At 73.2% G+C, this 19,010-nt stretch carries 10 protein-coding genes; 5 read left to right on the forward strand and 5 right to left on the reverse strand.

The window, feature by feature from the left end; genetic code table 11:
* Nucleotides 1-428 precede the first annotated feature (428 nt).
* Nucleotides 429-977, reverse strand: a complete 549-nt coding sequence (locus IG78_RS0128130; protein WP_030568097.1) for a MarR family winged helix-turn-helix transcriptional regulator — start codon at nt 975-977, stop codon at nt 429-431.
* Nucleotides 978-1,102: 125 nt separating this feature from the next.
* Here IG78_RS0128130 and IG78_RS0128135 point away from each other — a divergent pair, with 125 nt between their 5' ends.
* Entirely contained in the window at nt 1,103-2,365 is a 1,263-nt protein-coding gene (locus IG78_RS0128135; RefSeq protein ID WP_030568099.1) for an MFS transporter, read from the forward strand.
* Nucleotides 2,366-2,373: 8 nt separating this feature from the next.
* Here the strand turns inward: IG78_RS0128135 and IG78_RS0128140 are convergent, their stop codons facing one another.
* Both IG78_RS0128140 and IG78_RS0128145 read right to left on the reverse strand, forming a co-directional pair.
* On the reverse strand, nt 2,374-4,029 hold the full coding sequence (locus IG78_RS0128140) for an ATP-binding SpoIIE family protein phosphatase (protein ID WP_030568101.1): 1,656 nt from the start codon (nt 4,027-4,029) through the stop codon (nt 2,374-2,376).
* A 296-nt stretch (nt 4,030-4,325) separates the two neighbouring features.
* Nucleotides 4,326-5,681 carry an NAD(P)/FAD-dependent oxidoreductase gene (locus IG78_RS0128145; protein WP_030568103.1) on the reverse strand — a complete coding sequence of 452 codons (1,356 nt, stop codon included), beginning with the start codon at nt 5,679-5,681 and terminating at the stop codon, nt 4,326-4,328.
* Between the two features lie 373 nt (nt 5,682-6,054).
* Here IG78_RS0128145 and IG78_RS0128150 point away from each other — a divergent pair, with 373 nt between their 5' ends.
* Complete coding sequence (locus IG78_RS0128150) at nt 6,055-6,825, forward strand: TetR/AcrR family transcriptional regulator (RefSeq protein ID WP_030568105.1); 771 nt, start codon at nt 6,055-6,057, stop codon at nt 6,823-6,825.
* Nucleotides 6,826-7,046: 221 nt separating this feature from the next.
* Nucleotides 7,047-9,140: a sigma-70 family RNA polymerase sigma factor gene (locus IG78_RS0128155; protein ID WP_030568106.1), complete on the forward strand. Its 2,094-nt coding sequence runs from the start codon at nt 7,047-7,049 to the stop codon at nt 9,138-9,140.
* Here IG78_RS0128155 and IG78_RS42785 read toward each other — a convergent pair.
* Both IG78_RS42785 and IG78_RS0128170 read right to left on the reverse strand, forming a co-directional pair.
* Nucleotides 9,127-12,699, reverse strand: coding sequence for an AfsR/SARP family transcriptional regulator (locus IG78_RS42785; protein ID WP_037687596.1), 3,573 nt, complete (start codon nt 12,697-12,699; stop codon nt 9,127-9,129). The genes IG78_RS0128155 and IG78_RS42785 overlap by 14 nt on opposite strands.
* A 515-nt stretch (nt 12,700-13,214) precedes the next feature.
* Nucleotides 13,215-15,305 (reverse strand): asparagine synthase-related protein, encoded by a 2,091-nt coding sequence (locus IG78_RS0128170; RefSeq protein WP_030568109.1) that lies wholly within the window; start codon nt 15,303-15,305, stop codon nt 13,215-13,217.
* Nucleotides 15,306-16,108: 803 nt separating this feature from the next.
* Here IG78_RS0128170 and IG78_RS0128175 point away from each other — a divergent pair.
* Entirely contained in the window at nt 16,109-17,554 is a 1,446-nt protein-coding gene (locus tag IG78_RS0128175) for an NsdA family TPR-like regulatory protein (RefSeq protein WP_030568111.1), read from the forward strand.
* 121 nt (nt 17,555-17,675) lie between these two features.
* Nucleotides 17,676-18,884 (forward strand): L-2-hydroxyglutarate oxidase, encoded by a 1,209-nt coding sequence (gene lhgO, locus IG78_RS0128180; protein WP_030568113.1) that lies wholly within the window; start codon nt 17,676-17,678, stop codon nt 18,882-18,884.
* Nucleotides 18,885-19,010: the final 126 nt, after the last annotated feature.

Raw genomic sequence — 19,010 nt, forward strand, 5'->3', positions numbered from 1 at the left:
TTCCCTTCGGTGTTTCTTTTGTTCTTGCGTTTCCGACTCTATCAGATCTTTCCGGCTTCCCGTTCCGATCCGATTTCCTCGGTGCTTTCCGGCCTTTCGACCTTCCGGCGGTGTCGACTCTATCAGATCCTTTCGGGCCTGATTCCCAGTCAACCGGGGTTGTCTTCGCGGCTGTTGGGCCGTTCCGACGTCCCAAACTTTAGCGGATTCTCCTGGCAGTTCCTAATCGGGCCGTTTACCGGTCGCGACAGGATCCGGGGAATGCATTCGGGCGCGCCGAAAGCAGTCCCAGAAGGAGATCGTGCAGGTGGTTTGAGTGGCCGCGTGAGCGGCGGAAGTCGCTGTCGCAGAACCGTTACGGCTCGGCGGCAACCCGAAGAACCTTACGGGTCGATCAGGTGACTGTCAACCTCGGGCCCCGGCGCCGTTCAGTCGAGGTCGCTGAGGCGTCCGCCCGCGTCCGGCTGGGCGTCCTCCACGCGGCGCAGGAGTCGGGTCAGCACCTCGCCGAGGACGCCGCGCTCCTCCGGGGAGAGGTCCTGGAGGAGGTCCTCCTCGAAGACCGTGGCGAGGCGCATCGCCTCCAGCCACTTCTCGCGGCCCTCCGCGGTCAGCTCGACGATGACGCGGACGCGGTTGGTCTCGTCGCGGTCGCGGGTGACCAGGCCCTCGCTGACCATGCGGTCGATGCGGTGGGTCATCGCGGCCGGCGTGAGGCCGAGGCGCTTGGCCAGTTCGCCGGGGCCCAGGCGGTAGGGGGCACCGGACAGGACCAGGGCCTTGAGGACCTCCCACTCCGCGTTGCTGATGTCCAGCGTCGCCGTCTGGCGGCCGTACGCGACGTTCATACGGCGGTTGAGCCGCCCGAGGGCCGAGACGATCTTCTCGACCTGGGGGTCGAGGTCCTGGAACTCCCGCTGATAAGCGGCGATCTGCTCTTCGAGTGTCGGCTCCGAGGGGCCGGGGGTGTCGCCCATGGCGGCAGTATGGCACGGGGCCGCTTGCCGTTGAAGTCCTTCGATGTGTATTGTTTAGATCCTAACTTTAGCTTCGAAGTCTTCACTCCTAAGGCAGGTGAAAAGTGACCACGGCGACGGGCGCGATGCGCCGGATCCACGTGGGCAACGCGCTGAGCGCGTTCGGTCTGGGCTTTACCGTCCCCTTCCTGTACGTGTACGTGGCGCAGGTACGGGACCTGGGCGCGGTGACAGCAGGTCTCGTGCTCGCCGCGTTCGCCGTGGCCGCGCTCATCGTGCTGCCGTTCTCCGGGCGGGCCATCGACCGGCGCGGGCCACTGCCCGTACTCGTGGCGGCGCTGCTCGCCGCCGCCGTGGGCGCGCTCAGTCTGGGCCTGGCCGACAGCGCGCCGCTGGTCCTGGCCTCGGCCGGAGCGCTCGGCGCCGGGCAGGCGGTGATGCAGCCCGCGCTCGCCACGATGATCGTGGAGTGCTCCACCCCCGACACCCGCTCGCGCGCCTTCGCCATGCAGTTCTTCCTGCAGAACCTGGGCCTCGGCGTCGGCGGCCTGATCGGCGGCCAGCTCGTCAAGCACGAGCGGCCGAGCGACTTCACCCTCCTGTTCGCCATCGAGACCGTCATCTTCCTGGTGCTCATCGGCGTCATGCTGACGACCCGCATCCCCCGCTCGCCGCGTATCACGGACGCCACGCCGCAGTCCGGTGCCAGCATGAGGGACGTATTCCGCAACCCCGTGATGCTGCAGCTCTGCGTCCTCGGGTTCGTACTGTTCTTCGCCTGCTACGGCCAGTTCGAGTCGGGTCTCTCGGCGTACGGCGTGGAGGCCGCGGGAATCTCCCCGTCGACGCTCGGCATCGCCCTGGCCGCCAACACCGGCGCCATCGTGATCGCCCAGTTCGCGGTCCTGCGGTTCGTCGAGCGCCGCAAGCGCTCGCAGGTGATCGCCGCCGTCGGCCTCATCTGGGCGGTGGCGTGGATCGCGGCCGGGTACGCGGGCATGGGCCAGGGCAGCCAGGCCATGGCGACCGCCGCGTTCATCTCCACGTACGCGCTCTTCGGGATCGGCGAGACGATGCTCGCGCCGACCGTGGCGCCGCTGGTCGCCGATCTGGCGCCGGAGTCGATGGTCGGCCGGTACAACTCGGCCTTCGCCCTGGTCAAACAGCTCGCCCTGGCGATCGGCCCGGCCGTGGGCGGGCCGATGGGTGCCACGCTGCACGCTCCGTACGTGGTGACGTTCCTGCTCTTCTCGCTGGGCATCACCGTGCTCGCGCTACGCCTCGGACGGCACCTCAGCCCGGCGCAGAACCACCCGTACCAGCAGCAGAGCCGCGTGGTGGCGCAGGGCTCACCGGACGCTCCGGAGACCGTCACCGCGCACTCCTAGGGGGTGGCCTACGCGCGCGGCAGCGCGAACTCGCACCAGACCGCCTTGCCGCCGCCGGGCATGCGCCGCGAGCCCCAGTTCGAGGCGATCGTGGCGACGATGGCGATGCCCCGGCCCGCCTCGTCCGCGGGCTCGGCGCGGCGGCGCCGCGGCAGGTGGTCGTCGCCGTCGGTGACCTCGATGATCAGTCGGCGGTCCGTGCGGCGCAGGCGCAGGCGCATCGGTGGCGTGCCGTGCTGGAGCGAGTTGGCGACGAGTTCGCTTGCCGCGAGGACGCCCAGATCGTGCAGCTCGGGCGGGAAGCGCCAACTGGCGAGGACGCCGGTGGCGAAGGCACGCGCGCGTGGGGCGGCCTCCACGCCGCCGAGCAGCTCCAGGGCGGCGTTGCGGAACAGCTCCGCGTGCACACCCGTACGGGCGGGCTGCTGGAGGACGAGGACCGCCACGTCGTCGTCGTGGTCGGCCGTCACGCCCAGGGCGCGGATGAGGCGGTCGCAGACCACCTGGGGCGTGCCGGTGGCCCCGGCAAGAGCGCGCTCCAGGGCGGCCACGCCCTCGTCGATGTCCTCGCTGCGGCGCTCGACCAGGCCGTCGGTGTAGAGCACGGCGGTGGAGCCGGGGCCGAGCGGCACCGAGCCGGAGGCGTGCAGCCAGCCGCCGGTGCCGAGCGGCGGGCCCGTGGGCTCCTCGGCGCGGTGGATCGTGCCGTTCTCGTCGCGGACGAGGATCGGCAGATGACCGGCCGACGCGTACGTGAGGCTGCCCTCGTTCGGGTCGTGCACCGCGTACACACACGTGGCGATCTGGTTGGCGTCGATCTCGGCCGCGAGGCCGTCCAGGAGCTGCAGGACCTCGTGCGGCGGCAGGTCGAGGCGGGCGTAGGCGCGCACGGCGGTGCGCAACTGGCCCATGACGGCGGCCGCGCGCACGCCGCGCCCCATGACGTCGCCGATGACCAGGGCGGTGCGGCCGCCGCCGAGGGTGATCACGTCGTACCAGTCGCCGCCGACCGCGGCGTCCGTGCCGCCCGGTTGGTATGTGGCGGCGATGCGCAGGTCGTCGGGCTGTTCCAACTCCTGGGGCAGGAGTGAACGTTGCAGGGTGACGGCGGTTTCCCGCTGGCTGCGTTCGCTGGCGCGCAGGCGTTCGGCGGCCTCGGCGTGGTCGGTGACGTCGGCGGCGAAGACCAGGACGCCGCCCGATCCTTCGCCCTCGGCGGCGCCGAGCGGCAGCGCGACCGGGGTGCACGTGAAGGTGTACGAGCGGCCGCCGGGGGCCTTGCGGGACTTGACCGTGCGCGGTCTCGCGCTGCGCAGGACCTGGTCGAGGAGCGGCAGCAGACCGACCGCCTCCAGCTCCGGCAGCGCCTCGCGCGCGGGCACGCCGAGGGGGCGGGCGCCGAACGCGGAGGCGTAGGCGTCGTTGGTGTACGCGACGCGGTGCTCGGGGCCGTGCACGAGCGCGACGAGGGCCGGGATGCGGTCGAGCACCTCGCGGGCCGGCAGTTCGTCGACGCCGGCGGCGGGCGTGTCCGTGAGGCGCTCGGCGCGGGCCGCGGGGACGGAGCTCTCGCCCCGCTGTGCCGGGGATCCGCCGGTCTCGGTGCGCGCCGCGGCGCGGCGCTGTGTTCCGGGGAGCCGGGCGCTCCAGCGCGTGAAGTTCACTGCGGTAGGCCTCGTGGTGTCGCTTCTGGATCGGGCGGGGGTGGGCCGGCCGGGGGTCCGGCCGGTGGCGCGGCTGCTGTCGACGCCGCCTCCCGGGAAGACACTGCATGGCACTGCATAGGACTGCGTGGCACTGCATGGCACTGCGTGGGACTGCACTGCGTGGGACTGCGTGGCGTGGAGCGGATCACCCTCTTGGGGTGTGCCCGCCCATCATGGTCACACGCACAGTCTGGCCGACGGGACTGACATCCGTCAGACGCCGGACCCGCTTGCGGAGTTCCTGTACGGAGTGTTCACGACTCCTTCGGCCGCTCGCCTCCGGCCGCGAGTTCGAACTCCGCACGTGGGTGTTCGAGCGACCCCAGGGAGACGATCTCCCGCTTGAAGAGGCCGGACAGGACCCATTCGGCGAGCACCCGGGACTTGCGGTTGACGGTCGGCACCCGGCTCAGGTGGTAGACGCGGTGCATGAACCACGCGGGATAGCCCTTGAGCTTGCGTCCGTAGACGTGCGCGACGCCCTTGTGCAGCCCGAGGGACGCCACGGAGCCGACGTATTTGTGCGCGTACTCCTGGAGGGGCTTTTTCCGCAGGGAAGCGGCGATGTTCTCGCCGAGGACCTTGGCCTGGCGCACGGCGTGCTGGGCGTTGGGCGCGCACTCCTTGCCGGGTTCGCCGGCGGTGACGTCGGGGACCGCGGCCGCGTCACCGGCTGCCCACGCGTGGGGTGCGCCGTCGACCGCGAGTTCGGCGGTGCACTTCAGGCGGCCCCGTTCGTTGAGGGGCAGATCGGTGGCGGCGAGCAGGGGGTGCGGTTTGACGCCTGCGGTCCACACGACCGTACGGGTGGGGAAGCGGGCGCCGTCGCTGAGCACGGCGACCCGGTCCTCGCAACTGTCGAGGCGCGTCTCCAGGCGTACGTCGATGTTGCGTTTGCGCAACTGGCTGACGGTGTACTTGCCCATCTCCTCGCCCACCTCGGGCAGGATCCGCCCGGAGGCCTCGACGAGGATCCACTTCATGTCCTCGGGCTTGACGTTGTGGTAGTACCGCGCTGCGTAGCGGGCCATGTTCTCCAGCTCGCCGAGCGCCTCCACGCCCGCGTAACCGCCGCCTACGAAGACGAAGGTCAGTGCGGCGTCGCGGACGGCGGGGTCGCGGGTGGAGGAGGCGATGTCCATCTGCTCGATGACGTGGTTGCGCAGGCCGATGGCCTCTTCGACGGTCTTGAAGCCGATGCCGTGGTCGGCGAGGCCGGGGACGGGCAGGGTGCGGGAGATGGAGCCGGGGGCGAGGACCAGTTCGTCGTACGCGATGTCGAGCGGGCCCGTGCCCTCCTCGGCGGTGGCGAGGGTCGTGAAGGACGCCGTGCGCTTGGCGTGGTCGATCGCCCGCACCTCGCCGACGATCACCCGGCAGGCGCCGAGGACGCGGCGCAGCGGTACGACGACATGGCGCGGTGAGATCGATCCTGCCGCCGCTTCGGGCAGGAACGGCTGGTACGTCATATACGGATCGGGTGAGATCACCACGATCTCCACCTCGCCGTGCTTCAGCTCCGGCTTCAGTTTCCGCTGGAGGCACAGCGCGGTGTACATCCCGACGTAGCCACCACCGACAACGAGAATGCGCACAGGTTCCGTCACCATCCCATGACGCACCCGCACTTCGTGTTTGTCCACAGGCTCGACAATTTGTATGACCGGAAGCGAGTGGTGCGACCGTGTTGCCCCGCCGCCGGAGCGAATGGAATGTGTGCAGGTCAGAGCGTGGTGCCGGGGTGGTTGTGCGGGGTGCAATCGGGTGGGAAACGGTGCGTACTCCGATCGGGGGGCGCTGTGTGCGGAACCCACCCCTTCTGAATTGACTCTGGCTCAACTATGTTCGTGTGACGTCGGGGTGTCGGGGGATGCGCTCGTCGGGTCCGGTTTGTCGGACTCGCGTAGAAGCTCGCTCTCGCACGCCGTTCAAGTATGGCGGGGAGAGTCTCCGGGGGGAGACGTCATTACCGGGGGAACGTATATGCACATTCAGGACACTCACTGGACTTCTGCCACAGCGTCGGCTACCGCCGTCGCCCACGGCGGAAACGGCCGCGAGCTCAGCGACGGACCGCGTTCGACACCGCTGCGCGTGGATGCGCAGCGCAATCTCGAACACGTGCTGCGGGCGGCCCGTGAGGTATTCGGAGAGCTGGGGTACGGCGCGCCGATGGAGGACGTGGCACGGCGCGCCCGGGTAGGAGTGGGCACGGTCTACCGCCGCTTCCCCAGCAAGGACGTACTGGTGCGACGGATAGCCGAGGAGGAGACCTCCCGGCTGACGGAACAGGCCCGGGCGGCACTGGGCCAGGAGGACGAGCCGTGGTCGGCGCTCTCGCGCTTCCTGCGGACGTCCGTGGCCTCGGGCGCGGGGCGGCTGCTTCCGCCGCAGGTGCTGCGCGTCGGAGTCGACGACGTGGCCGACAGCGGCGACATGCCCGGAGCCCGGGTGCCGCAGCAGCGGCAGGTGTCCTCGCTGTCGTCGTCGCCGGAGCTGCGCCTCGTGGAGCAGCGGACGGCGCCGGCGGTGGAGCACGACGACGCGGGCGCCTCGGCGCTGCTCGACGTCGTGGGACGCCTGGTGGAGCGGGCACGGGCCGCGGGTGAGCTGCGCGCGGACGTGACCGTGTCGGACGTGCTGCTCGTGATAGCCACGGCGGCACCCTCGCTGCCGGATGCGGCGCAGCAGGCGGCGGCTTCGTCGCGGCTGCTCGACATCCTGCTCGAGGGGCTCCGGTCCCGGCCCTCGTAGCGGAGGCCGGGCCCGCCGTAGCGGAGTATCACCTTCGGGTTGCTCAACTCCCGTTTATATGACGGGAGTTGAGCTTGCCCCGAATGGGTGAACAGTAGCCCCCGATTGCGGGAACTCACCCCGGACGGGTGGTTGCTCGTCGTCGCTATTCGACGGAGCGCGGCCCTGTGGCACTCTTGCCCGGTGTTCGGGTCCGAGTGTGCATGCGGAGGCTTTCCGCGATGAGTGTTGACGGGCGGGACGAGCCCACCCCCGGCGGGGGTGAGCCGGGCGGGTCCTCGCACCGGCAGGTGCCGAACCAGGGCGGTCCCGGCGGCGGCAGCGGCGCCATGGGCCCAGGAGCCGCGAGTTCGGGCCCCGCGGGTTCCGGTTCCGCAGGTTCCGGTTCCGCAGGTTCCGGTCCCGACCCCAGCGTGCCCAGTCAGCGGGAGCGCGGCCCCGAGGACGACGGTCCGGTTCCGGTGCCGGTTCCGCAGGGAGGTCCCCCGGCAGATCCGGCAGGCGGGTCCTCCACAGGTACGGAATCCGGCATTCCGGGTGCTCGGACCGGTTCCGGTGGCGCCCCGCCGCCCGACGCGGACCTGATCGGCCGGATGCGGGCGGGCGACGACTCGGCGTACGAGGAGCTGTACCGCAGGCATGCCGAAGCCGTCCGCCGCTACGCCCGCACCTGCTGCCGCGACGCCCACACCGCGGACGACCTCACGGCCGAGGTCTTCGCACGGATGCTGGCGGCCGTACGGTCCGGGTCCGGGCCCGAGCACGCGGTGCGCGCCTATCTGCTGACCACGGTGCGGCGCGTCGCGGCCAACTGGACGAAGTCGGCGAAGCGCGAGCAACTGGTCGACGACTTCGCTGTCTTCGCCGCGCAGGCCTCACGTGGCTCCGAGACGCTCGACGACGACACGCTGGACCTCGGCGCCGATGTGCGCGCCATGCACGAGGCCGAGCAGTCCCTCGCCATGCAGGCCTTCCGCAGCCTGCCCGAGCGCTGGCAGGCCGTGCTGTGGCACACGGAGGTCGAGGACGAGTCGCCGAGCGAGGTCGCCACGCTCTTCGGCCTGGACGCCAACGGCACCCGGGTGCTCGCGAGCCGCGCCCGCGAGGGCCTCAAGCAGGCCTACCTCCAGGCGCATGTGAGCACCACCCTCACCGAGAACGAGGAGTGCGCCCGCTACGCGGACCGCCTCGGCGCCTACGCCCGCGGCGGGCTGCGCACCCGGGCCGAGCGGGGGCTGCGCAAACATCTGGAGGAGTGCGCCGACTGCCGCCTGGCCGCGGGCCAGATCAAGGAAGTCGCGAACGGCATCCCCGCGGTCGTGCCGATCGCCGTCATCGGCTGGTTCGGCACCGCCGGGTACGCGAAGGTGGCCGCGCTCGTCGGCGGTGGCGCCACGAGCGCGGGTGCGGCGGGCGCCGCCGGGGCCGCGGCGGGCGGCGGCGGTTCGGCCGGGGGCGCGGCCGCGTCCGAGGGGCTCGGCGCGCCCGCCAAGGCCGCCATCGCCGCGGGAGTCGTCGTCGCGGCCGCGGTGGCCGTGGCTCTCGCGCTCGCCGGTGACCCGAAACCGAAGGAGAAGCCCGCGGCCAAACCGCCCGCAGTCGAACCCCGCCTGCCCGGCAATCCACAACCGCCGCCCCCCAGGGCCGAACCGAAGCCGAAGCCCCCCGCCCCGGAAGTGCAGCCCAGGCCCGCACCCGAGCCCGCCCAGCGGCCGAAGCCGAAACCCACCCCTGAGCCCACCCCAGAGCCGACCCCGAAGCCGACCCCGAAACCGAAGCCGCCGCCGGAGAAGCCCCGGCCGAAGCCGCCGCCCCCGCCGAAGCCGACGCCCACCCCGTCCGAGCCCCGGCCGAAGCCGCCGCCCCCGCGGCCGCCCGCGCCGGTCGTCTACCACTGGAACGAGTTGCGGTACGGGATCTTCGGCGACGGCACCAAGCCGGAGATGCGGCTCGGCGAGAGCAGTTGGGTATGGCAGCGCTGGGGCATGAACATCGGCGACAAGCACTACGGCCACGGCGTCACCGTGCACGGCAAGTCCTCGGTCACCATCGACCTCAATCGCACCTGCTCGTCCTACGACGCGTTCGTGGGCGTGGACGACATGACGATGGGGCTCGGCAGGGTGCGTTTCTCCGTGTACGCCGACGGGGTACGGCTGTGGAGCTCCCCGCTGGTCAAGGGCGGCGACCCGGCAGTGCCCGTACGGGTCGGACTGACCGGACGCAAGACGATCCGCCTGGTCGTCGAACCCCACACCGCGTTCGACACGGTGGCCCTTGCGGGCTGGGCCCAGTCACGGCTCAGTTGCGGGTAGGCCCTCCGGGGGCGGTCCGGCGGGCCGCGGTCGTCAGTTCGTCCAGGACCTGCTCCATGGTCAGCGCGCGGCCCGCGGCCGACTCCCGTTCGTAGGCGCTCTCGCCGAGCGCCGCGCCGATCTCCCGCACCGTGCGTTCGACGTCGGCCCGTTCCGGCATGGGGCGTGCGAGGTCGCCGAGCCAGTGGGTCGCGAAGGCGAGGAGCCGGGTCGCGCGCGCGTGGTCGCCGGAACGGGACATGAGCACGGCCGCCGCGTCCACCAGGGTGGCGACGACCGCTTCCGAGCAGCGGCCGCGCAGCGCCTGCGGCAGGACGTCGACAAGGACGGCGAGCCCGGCCCCGGGCCCGGACTCGGCGGCCGTGATCCGTGCCCGCACCGCGCCGAGGCCGGCGGCGAACTGCGGCGGCGGGGTCCCGCGCCCCGCCTCGTCGCGGGCCGCGTCGCACAGGGCTCGCGCCCGCTCCACATCGCCGTCGCGCAGCGCCATGTCGGCGCTCATCAGGCAGATGAAGGCGCGGGATTCCAGCACGCCGTACCGGTCGGCCGCCGCGGCGGCGGCCTCCAGGCCCTTCTCGGCGAGGTCACGGTCGCCCGCCCGGTAGGCGATCTCCGCGAGCCTGGCGATCAGGAAGGGGCCCTCGGCGTAGGCGCCCACCTCGTACGCGAGCCGCAGGGCCTCCTCGTACTGCAGTCGTGCCTCCTCGTGCAGGCTGCGTGCCATCGCCGCCTCACCGGCCGCGCCGCACACCTGCGCGCGCAGCCAGCGGTCACCCACCCGCCGGCTCAGCTCCCGCAGCTCCGCCAGGTCCCTGTCCACCTCGAAGAGGTTGCCCTGCTGGTCAACGGCGGTGTGCACCCGGAACATCAGGGTGATCGCGACCTCCCAGTCGCCGCCGAAGCGGCGGCAGTTGGCGGTGGCCCGGTCCAGATACGCCAGTACCTCGTTGGCCTCCTCAACGAAGTACAGCGTGAACGGCCACACCAGTCCCGGGAACCGGCCGCTCGCGGGCACCGGCCGGGTGAACACGTCGCGCACCCGCAGGATGTACACCTTGTCCGGTTCGCTGCCCAGCACCTCCGCGGGCCTCGACTCCATCGTCAGGAACACATGCAGCAGCCGCAGGCTCATGCGCGGCCAGAACCGCGGGGCGTCCTCGTCCGCGCGGTAGGCGTCCAGGTCAGCGTCGAGCCCGGCGGCTCCCGCGGCGAACGGTGACGTACTGGATGGGCCCGCCCCGCTCTCCCCGTCGCTCACGTCCCGCCCGGCCCCGGTCGCCTCCGGCGGCACCGTCAGGGCCAGCACCCGCTCGGCCCACTCCGACCCCTCGACGCGGTAGTTGCGCAGCCACCAGAACCAGCCCAGGGCCAGGGTGAGCGCGAGGGCGAGGTCCTCGTCGCGGGACTCCAGGGCGCGCTGCAGCACCGCGCGCAGATTGTCGAGCTCGGTCTCCAGGCGCTGGATCCACGGCAGTTGCTCGCCGGAACGCAGCAGCGGCTCGGCGGTCTCGGCGAGCGCGAGGAAGTACGCGGCGTGACGCCGCTCGGCCCCGGCGCGCAGGGCGGGGGCTTCGGCCGCGCGTTCCACCGCGTACTCGTGGATGGTCTCCAGGAGGCGGTAGCGCATGCCGGTGGCAGGCTGCGGGGGCGGCGCGTGGCCGGTGTCCATGACGGCGGGACGCGCGACGCCGGGGCCGGGCCCACCGGCGTCCGTGACACCGAAGTCTCCGGCTCCGAGGTCCCCGACACCGAGATCCCTGTCACCGAGGCCCGTGGCATCGCGGTACGAGGCATCGCGGTACGAGGGATCTGGGTACGCGGGGTCGTACGGCGTGGCGATGACCAGGGACTTGTCGACGAGGGCGCCGATGAGGTCCGCCGCGGGGCCGGAGCAGACGGCCTCGGCGGCCTCCAGGTCCCAGCCGCCCGCGAAGACGGACACCTCACGCAGCACCGTGCGCTCGGCGTCGTCGAGCAGGTCCCAGGACCAGTCGACGACGGCACGCAGGGTCTGCTGGCGCGGCAAAACCGTGCGGGCGCCGCTGGTGAGCAGGCGGAAGCGGTCGTCGAGGCGGTCGGCGATCTGCCGGGGCGTGAGCAGCCGCAGACGGGCGGCGGCCAGCTCGATGGCCAGTGGCAGGCCGTCGAGACGGCGGCAGATCTCGGCGACGGCCTCGGCCTGGCCGACCGGGTCGAAACCGGGGCGCACGGCCGCTGCCCGCTCGGCGAACAGGCGGTGCGCCGGGTCGGGCGGCAGCGGCTCGACGGGACGCACGCGCTCACCGGGCACGCCAAGGGGTTCGCGGCTGGTCGCGAGAACCGTGAGCCCCGGGCAGCGAGTGAGGAGGGTCTCCACCAACTCGGCGGCGGCACCGATGACATGCTCGCAGTTGTCAAGGATCAGGAGCAGGCTGCGCTGGGCGCAGTACTCGACGAGCTGGGCGACCGGGTCGCCCTGCGGGGCGGTCAGCTCACTGGTCCGCAGCACGACCTCGCGCAGGCCGAGCGCGCTGACGACCGCACCGGGCACCGCCTCCGGCCGGTCGAGCGGGGCGAGCTCGGCCAGCCATGCGCTCGGATGCCCGGCGGCGGCTTCCTCGGCGAGGCGGGTCTTGCCGGAACCGCCAGGTCCGGTGAGCGTGACGAGGCGGGCTCCGCACATGTCCGAACGGATGGCGGCGAGTTCGGGTTCCCGCCCGACGAAGGACGTCAGGCGGGGCCGGAGGTTGCCTTTGCGGTCGGTGGGGGGCTGGGGGGCGGGGGTGCCTGCCGTGTCGCCGGTGGCCGCCGTACCTGCCGCTGCCGTCGCTGCCGTCGCTGCCGTCGGTGCCGTCGGTGCTGTCGGTGCCGCCAGGAGCTCGGCGTGCAGGGCCCGCAGGTCCTTGCCCGGGTCGGTGCCGAGGCCCTCGGCGAGGGTGCGGCGGGCGTCCTCGTACGCGGCGAGCGCGTCGGCGCCGCGGCCCGCGTCGCGCAGGGCGCGGATGAGCTGGGCGCGCAGGGCCTCGTCGTACGGGTGGTCGGCGACGAGTTCCTTCAGCTCCGGCAGTACGTCGGTGCCGTGGCCGAGCAGCAGGTCCGCCGTGACCCGCGCGCGGGTGGCCTCCTGGCGCCGGGCCTCCGGGCGGGTGGCCGCCGTGCGGTCGGGCAGGTCGGCGAGGGCGGGGCCGTGCCACAGGGACAGTGCTTCGCGGAGGACGCGGGCGGCTGTCGCCGGGTCGTCGCGGTCCAGGGCGGCGATGCCCTCGCGGGTGAGGCGTTCGAAGCGGTGCAGGTCGACTTCGTCGGGAGTGGCGGTGAGGCGGTAGCCGCCGGGGGCGGAGGCGATGGCGTGGCTGCCGAGGGCTCGGCGGAGGCGGCCCACCAGGGCCTGGAGGGCGGCGGGGGCGTCTGTGGGGGGACTTTCCGCCCAGATGTCGTCGATGAGGGTGGGTACCGGGACGGTGCGGTTGGGGTGGAGGGCCAGCGCCGCGAGGAGCGCCCGCAGGCGGGGGCCTCCCACGGGCAGGGGTGCCCCTTCGTCGTCGTGCGCCTGCGTGGCGCCCAGGATCTGGTACCGCACGGGGCCATTCTGTCCTGCCCCCGCGGCCCCGGTACGGGTCGCACCCCTCCCCCCACCTCCCGAAGCCACCGGACGGCGGCGGGCACCGTAGGAAACGGGGTTACCCCTCCCCCCACATCGACGTCACCGTAGGCGTGGGCTGTGCCCACCCGTTCCGCCCCTGGCGGACCAGTTGCCCACAGGGAGGGAGCGGGGTTCGGGCCCTGGCCCGCCGGAGGGCCCTGGGCGGGCCCCGGGGGCGGGGGGCGGGCGCCGGGGCGGCGGTAGTGGCACCGGTGGCGGGCGGTGCACGCGTGGCGGGCGGTGCACGCATGGCGGGCGGTGCACGCATGGCTCGCGGTACACGCATGGCGCGCGGTACACGCATGGCTCGCGGTGCACGCGCGTGTGGGTGGGCGGTGGCGTCGCCGTCGGCGTGGAGGCTGCTGTTCCAGTAACGGGTGGGCGGGTGGGGGAAGACCGCCGCGCAGCGGCGAGCCGGAACACCCCGCCCAGCCCCGCGCAGCGGTCAGCGGTCAGCGGCCGGCCCCGAGCGCCCCCCGCTCCGGCACCACAGTCCCCGTAGGCACAGCCCGCTGCCGAGCGGGGGTCCCCGTCCAGCAGGTGCCCCTGCGGGCAAGGAGCCGCCGCAGCCAGATCTCCACGGCGACGAGGTCGGCGAGGCCGTCCAGGGGAACGGGCTCGCCCTCCGCCGCGGCCCGCAACGCCTTGCGGACGACACGGGCCTCGACCAGACCCGCCTGCGCGAGCAGCGGCGTGTCGAAGAGGCCGACGAGGCCTTCCACGGCGACCCGGAGCCCCGTACGGGCGGCCGCCGCGGCGGAGGCGTGCGAGGGGGCGCCCCAGTTGGGCGGGAGTTCGGTGACGCCGGCGCCTTCGAGGACCGTACGGAGAATGGCGGCCCGGGCACCGGGCTGCACCCGCAGGGACTCCGGCAGCGCCCGGCACGCGCGCACCACCTGGTTGTCGAGGAACGGCGCGTGCAGCCGCTGGAAACGGATCTCGGCGGCCTGCTCCAGGACACGCAGATCCGCCGCGTGCCGGAAGAGCGCCGCCCGCGCGCGGAACTCGCCGGGGCGCTGCCCGGGCCCGGGACCGGGCCGGATCGCCGTCTCCTGGAGACGAACCGATACTTCTGCGAGGGCCTCACCGGTGAGCCAGCGCGCGGCGGGACCGGGTCTGGCCCACGCGAGCGCGGCGAGCGAGGCCCCCACGGCCCCGCCGGGCTCGTCGAAGGAGCGGTGCAGGAGACGTTCGGCGAGCGCCTTGACGCCCGCGCGGTGCGTCGTACGGGCGAGCCTGCGCGCGGCCCCGTACACGCGCGCGGGCACCATGACGGAGCCCTCGGCCTTGGCGAGGGCCGTCATGGGCCGCACCAGATGCCGCCGTTTGCGGTCCATCAGGAGGTCGGCGAGGCGGGCCGGGTGGGCGTCGAGTACCTGCCGGGCGCCGTGGCCCGTGAAGTGGTCGGCGCTGCCCGCGGCGAGCCGCAGGCGGTGCCGCTGGGCGGTGACGATGACGCCGCTCGGCTCGTCGGTCAGGGGCCCGTCGAGGTCGGCGTACGGGAGCGCCTCCTCGCCCGCGGCGACGACGACGTGGTGCAGCCGCGGGTTGGCGGCGATGGCGCCCGCCCGCTCCAGCTCGGCCTCGCGGCCACCCGTCACCAGGTCGTTGAAGGTGACGGCGAGCAGCCGCTCCCCGGCCCCCGTGCCGTGCCCGAGGACCGTTCCCGGCATGCCCGGCAGACCGGCGGCAAGGAGGGCGAGGGTTCCCGACGCGGGCCCTCCGGAGAGGTCGGCTCCGATGCCGGGCACCGGCATGCCGCGGGCGGCCCGGCGCTCGGCGGGCCCCATGCCGGGCACGGGCCCGGGGTCGATGTCCGTTCCGGGTACGTGGCGTGGCGCGCGCAGCCGTGCGCGTACCGCGTCGACGAGGGCGTCCCTGACCCCGCCGAGGGCGTCCGTCTCGTTGGCGGCGGGCGCGGCGACGGCGAGCGAGGCGACGGGTTCGTAGCCGGCGATCTCCCGTGCGCCCGCGCGGAGGATGAGCGCATGCCCCGGCGGCACCCGGCGCACGTCCTGGTACGGGGTCGAGTCCTGCAGTGCCTCCGGGACGTCGGGGGCCGCGAGCAGCGCCGCCAGGTGCCCGATGTCCAGGTGGGCCTCGATGAGGTCGGCGAGGGGCAGCGCGGCCGTCGCGTACGCGGTGCCGTCCGCCCAGGGGGTGTGGAACACCGGCCGCGCGCCCGCCAGATCGCCGACGATCATCACGCGGCGGCCGACCTGGACGACGGCCGTGTAGCTGCCGGGCCAGGCCGTCAGGTGCCGCAGGGCGCCGCCGCGGGCCGCGAACAGGCTGACGCGCAGTTCCTCGTCGCTGGCCCCGCAGGTGCCGAGCACGGCGATGCGGGTCTGGTCGTCGGCCTTCACCATGCGCACCTCGTCGGGGCGCCAGTCGCCGACCGCCCACAGGGGGTCGGGGTCGCCCCACAGGAGCTGGGAGCCCACGGGTTGCAGCGTCTCGCCGTCGTCACCGGTGGCGCCCGCCGTGCCGAGGGCGGCTGAAGGCCTCGTGGTGGTACTGCTCCACCCCACCAACCACCGCATCGCCGCCTCCACAGGCTGTGGACGGCCGGTACGCGCAGGAACCGGCCCGCACCTGGTCCGCCCGAATACGGAAACCGGGTGCGGGGACCGTGAATGGCACCAGTGCGCCCGGGAACCGAGGGACCGGGTCCCATGCTGCCACGAAGGAGGCGCACAAGAGGGGCACGGGAGGAGCCCGGACGGCGCTCGCACCGGCGCGAACGCGCCCTGAGTGATCCCTTGTTGATGTGGCAACGGCATCAACAAGGCGACGTAGGACGGCTTGGGCACACTTTCGAGGGGTCGCTTTTCGGCCAATTCAGCCCATGGCCGAACACGCCCCGCCCCGCTGTGGCACCCACGTACAGCCCGGGAGGCGGCATACGCCTCCCGGACCGGTCCGCCGCCCGCGGGGATGGAGGCGGCGGTGTCCCCCAGCCCGCTGACTCCAGCGCAGCGGGCCGACCCACGCCTCACCATGGAATCGCTCCCCATCTGGCCGGAGAAGAGCGCACACACAGGCGCACGGCCACACGGCCGGAGCACACCGCGAAAGCGCCGTACTCCCGTACGGACAACAATCTCGCCATCCGGAACTGCGCCTCTTAACGCTTGGGATCCGCCGAACTACGCTGGGTGTGCTGCTGTTTTCGCGGAGGCATATTCCTGGGGGCTCGGCCAAGTGCTCTTGCGGCCGGGGAACGGGCCGTGGTGCACGACACGCCGCCGGTCCTTGCACCCAGTCGCTGTCCCCGGGAGAACACAGCACGAATGCCGCGCGGTCCAGCCACTGCCCGGCAGCCGTCTGTGTCGAGGGGTGGCGCATGTCCAGGGAGCAACGCGGGCCGAACGAAAAACTCGGCACCGTTCTCGCCCTCGCGGGAATCAGCAACGCGGGACTCGCCCGCCGGGTCAACGACCTCGGCGCCCAGCGCGGGTTGACGCTTCGTTACGACAAGACATCGGTGGCCCGGTGGGTGTCCAAGGGCATGGTGCCGCAGGGCGCCGCCCCGCACCTCATCGCCGCCGCCATCGGACAGAAGCTCGGCCGCCCCGTGCCGCTGCACGAGATCGGTCTCGCCGACGCGGACCCGGCGCCCGAAGTGGGCCTCGCCTTCCCGCGCGACGTCGGCGCCGCGGTGAAGTCGGCCACCGAGCTGTACCGCCTCGACCTGGCGGGCCGCCGCACCGGCGGCGGCATCTGGCAGTCCCTCGCGGGCTCCTTCGCGGTCAGCGCGTACGCCACGCCCGCGTCCCGCTGGCTCATAACCCCGGCCGACAGCTCCGTCGCGCGCGACGCCTCCCAGGACGGGCCACGCGACACGGCCCACCATGACGACGGCGGACCGCCGATGAAGGTCGGCCACAGCGACGTGCTCAAACTGCGGGAGGCCGCCGAGGACGCCCGCCGCTGGGACTCCAAGTACGGCGGCGGCGACTGGCGTTCGTCCATGGTCCCCGAGTGCCTGCGGGTGGAGGCGGCGCCGCTGCTCCTCGGCTCGTACTCCGACGAGGTCGGCCGCGCCCTCTTCGGGGCCAGCGCCGAGCTCACCCGGCTCGCCGGCTGGATGGCCTTCGACACCGGCCAGCAGGAGGCCGCCCAGCGGTACTACATCCAGGCCCTGCGGCTCGCCCGCGCGGCCGCCGACGTGCCCCTGGGGGGATACGTCCTCGCGTCCATGTCGCTCCAGGCGACCTACCGCGGCTTCGGCGACGAGGGCGTGGACCTCGCGCAGGCAGCGCTCGAACGCAACCGAGGGCTCGCCACCGCCCGCACCATGAGCTTCTTCCGCCTGGTCGAGGCACGCGCGCACGCGCGCGCCAACGACGCACCCGCCGCCGGCGCGGCCCTGCGGGCCGCGGAGGGCTGGCTGGAGCGGGCCAGGGAGGGCGACAACGACCCCTCGTGGCTCGGCTTCTACGGCTACGACCGCTTCGCCGCGGACGCCGCCGAGTGCTACCGCGACCTGAAGGCGCCACGGCAGGTGCGGCGCTTCACCGAGCAGGCCCTGTCCCGGCCCACCGAGGAGTTCGTGCGGTCGCACGGGCTGCGGCTCGTGGTGTCCGCGGTGGCCGAGCTGGAGTCCGGGAACCTCGACGCGGCGTGCGAGCAGGGCGTGCGCGCCGTGGAGGTCGCCGGGCGCATCTCCTCCGCGCGCACCACCGAGTACGTGAAGGACCTGCTGCACCGGCTCGAACCGTACGGGGACGAGCCACGGGTGGTGGAGCTGCGCGAGCGGGCACGGCCGCTGCTCGTCGCGCCCGCCTAGCCGCTGGGGGCAGCGGCCCACCGCGGGTGTGCCGCACGCCTCAGTGCCGCCCCTCCCCCGGCAGGTTTGCGGACGTTGTCAGTGGTGCAGGGCAGTATCGGGGGCGGGAGGTGCAAGGGTGATGGGTCGGGGTGCAGCCGTGACGTACGACTGTGACGTGCTCGTGATCGGCGGCGGGATCGTCGGGCTCGCGACGGCGTACGCCCTCACCCGTGCCCGCCCCGGCACCCGCGTCACCGTCCTGGAGAAGGAGGCGGGCCCCGCCCGCCACCAGACGGGGCGCAACAGCGGCGTCATCCACAGCGGGATCTACTACCGCCCCGGTTCCCTGAAGGCCCGGTACGCCGCGCGCGGCGCCGCCGAGATGATCAAGTTCTGCGCGGAGTACGGCATCGCGCACGAGGTCACCGGCAAGCTGATCGTCGCCACCGACCGCGCCGAGCTGCCCCGCCTGCACGCCCTGGTCCAGCGCGGCCGGGAGAACGGCATCCCGGTCCGCGAGCTCGGCCCCGCCCAGATAGCGGCGTACGAGCCGTGCGTGCGCGGCCTCGCCGCCATCCACGTGGGCACCACCGGCATCTGCGACTACGGGGCCGTCGCGGCCCAGCTCGCCCAGGCCTCCGGCGTCGAGGTGCGGTACGGCTCGGAGGCCGTGCGGATCGACCGCCGCGCGGACCTCGGGGTCGCCGTGCGCACCGCCGCGGGTGACGTCGTCAGGGGGCGGGTCCTGGTGAACTGCGCCGGGCTGCACTGCGACCGCGTCGCCCGTATGACCGGCGACGACCCCGGCATGCGGATCGTGCCCTTCCGCGGCGAGTACTTCACCCTCGCCAGGCCCGGGCTCGTCCGCGGCCTGGTCTATCCCGTCCCCGACCCCGCCTTCCCCTTCCTCGGCGTGCACCTCACCCGAGGCATCGACGGCGGGGTGCACGTGGGGCCGAACGCGGTGCCCGCGCTGGCCCGTGAGGGGTACGACTGGTCCGTCGTCCGGCCCCGTGAGCTTGCCGGGACGCTCGGCTGGCCCGGGGCCTGGCAGATCGCCCGGCGGCACTGGCGGTATGGCGCCGGGGAGCTGCGGCGCTCCCTCTCCAAGGGGGCGTTCGCCGAGGCCGTGCGGCGGCTGCTTCCCGCTGTGCGGGGGGAGGATCTGGTGCCCGCGGCGGCCGGGGTGCGGGCGCAGGCCGTCCTGCGGGACGGGACGCTCGTCGACGACTTCCTCTTCCGGGAGTCGGCACGCGCCGTGCACGTCCTGAACGCGCCCTCGCCCGCGGCCACCGCTTCGCTGCCCATCGGCAGGGAGGTTGCCCGGCGGGCGCTGGCCGCGCTGTAGGCCTTGCCGGGGGCTACCCGATCCCGCCCCTTCCCGATCCTGGGGCTCCGCCCCAGACCCCGTTATCGGCCTGCGGCCTCGTCCTCAAACGCCGGACGGGCTGTGATGAGCGTCCTGGTTACGGTG

The sequence above is a fragment of the Streptomyces aureocirculatus genome, from assembly GCF_000720475.1.
In the GTDB taxonomy this organism is placed as follows: Bacteria; Actinomycetota; Actinomycetes; order Streptomycetales; family Streptomycetaceae; genus Streptomyces; species Streptomyces aureocirculatus.

What these genes read in the sequence shown, in the direction of transcription:
- IG78_RS0128130 (WP_030568097.1), bottom strand. Translation starts at nt 977, where the DNA reads ATGGGCGACACCCCCGGCCCCTCGGAGCCGACACTCGAAGAGCAGATC.
- IG78_RS0128135 (WP_030568099.1), top strand. Translation starts at nt 1,103, where the DNA reads ATGCGCCGGATCCACGTGGGCAACGCGCTGAGCGCGTTCGGTCTGGGC.
- IG78_RS0128145 (WP_030568103.1), bottom strand. Translation starts at nt 5,681, where the DNA reads ATGGTGACGGAACCTGTGCGCATTCTCGTTGTCGGTGGTGGCTACGTC.
- IG78_RS0128150 (WP_030568105.1), top strand. Translation starts at nt 6,055, where the DNA reads ATGCACATTCAGGACACTCACTGGACTTCTGCCACAGCGTCGGCTACC.
- IG78_RS0128155 (WP_030568106.1), top strand. Translation starts at nt 7,047, where the DNA reads ATGAGTGTTGACGGGCGGGACGAGCCCACCCCCGGCGGGGGTGAGCCG.
- IG78_RS0128170 (WP_030568109.1), bottom strand. Translation starts at nt 15,305, where the DNA reads ATGCGGTGGTTGGTGGGGTGGAGCAGTACCACCACGAGGCCTTCAGCC.
- IG78_RS0128175 (WP_030568111.1), top strand. Translation starts at nt 16,109, where the DNA reads ATGTCCAGGGAGCAACGCGGGCCGAACGAAAAACTCGGCACCGTTCTC.
- lhgO (WP_030568113.1), top strand. Translation starts at nt 17,676, where the DNA reads ATGGGTCGGGGTGCAGCCGTGACGTACGACTGTGACGTGCTCGTGATC.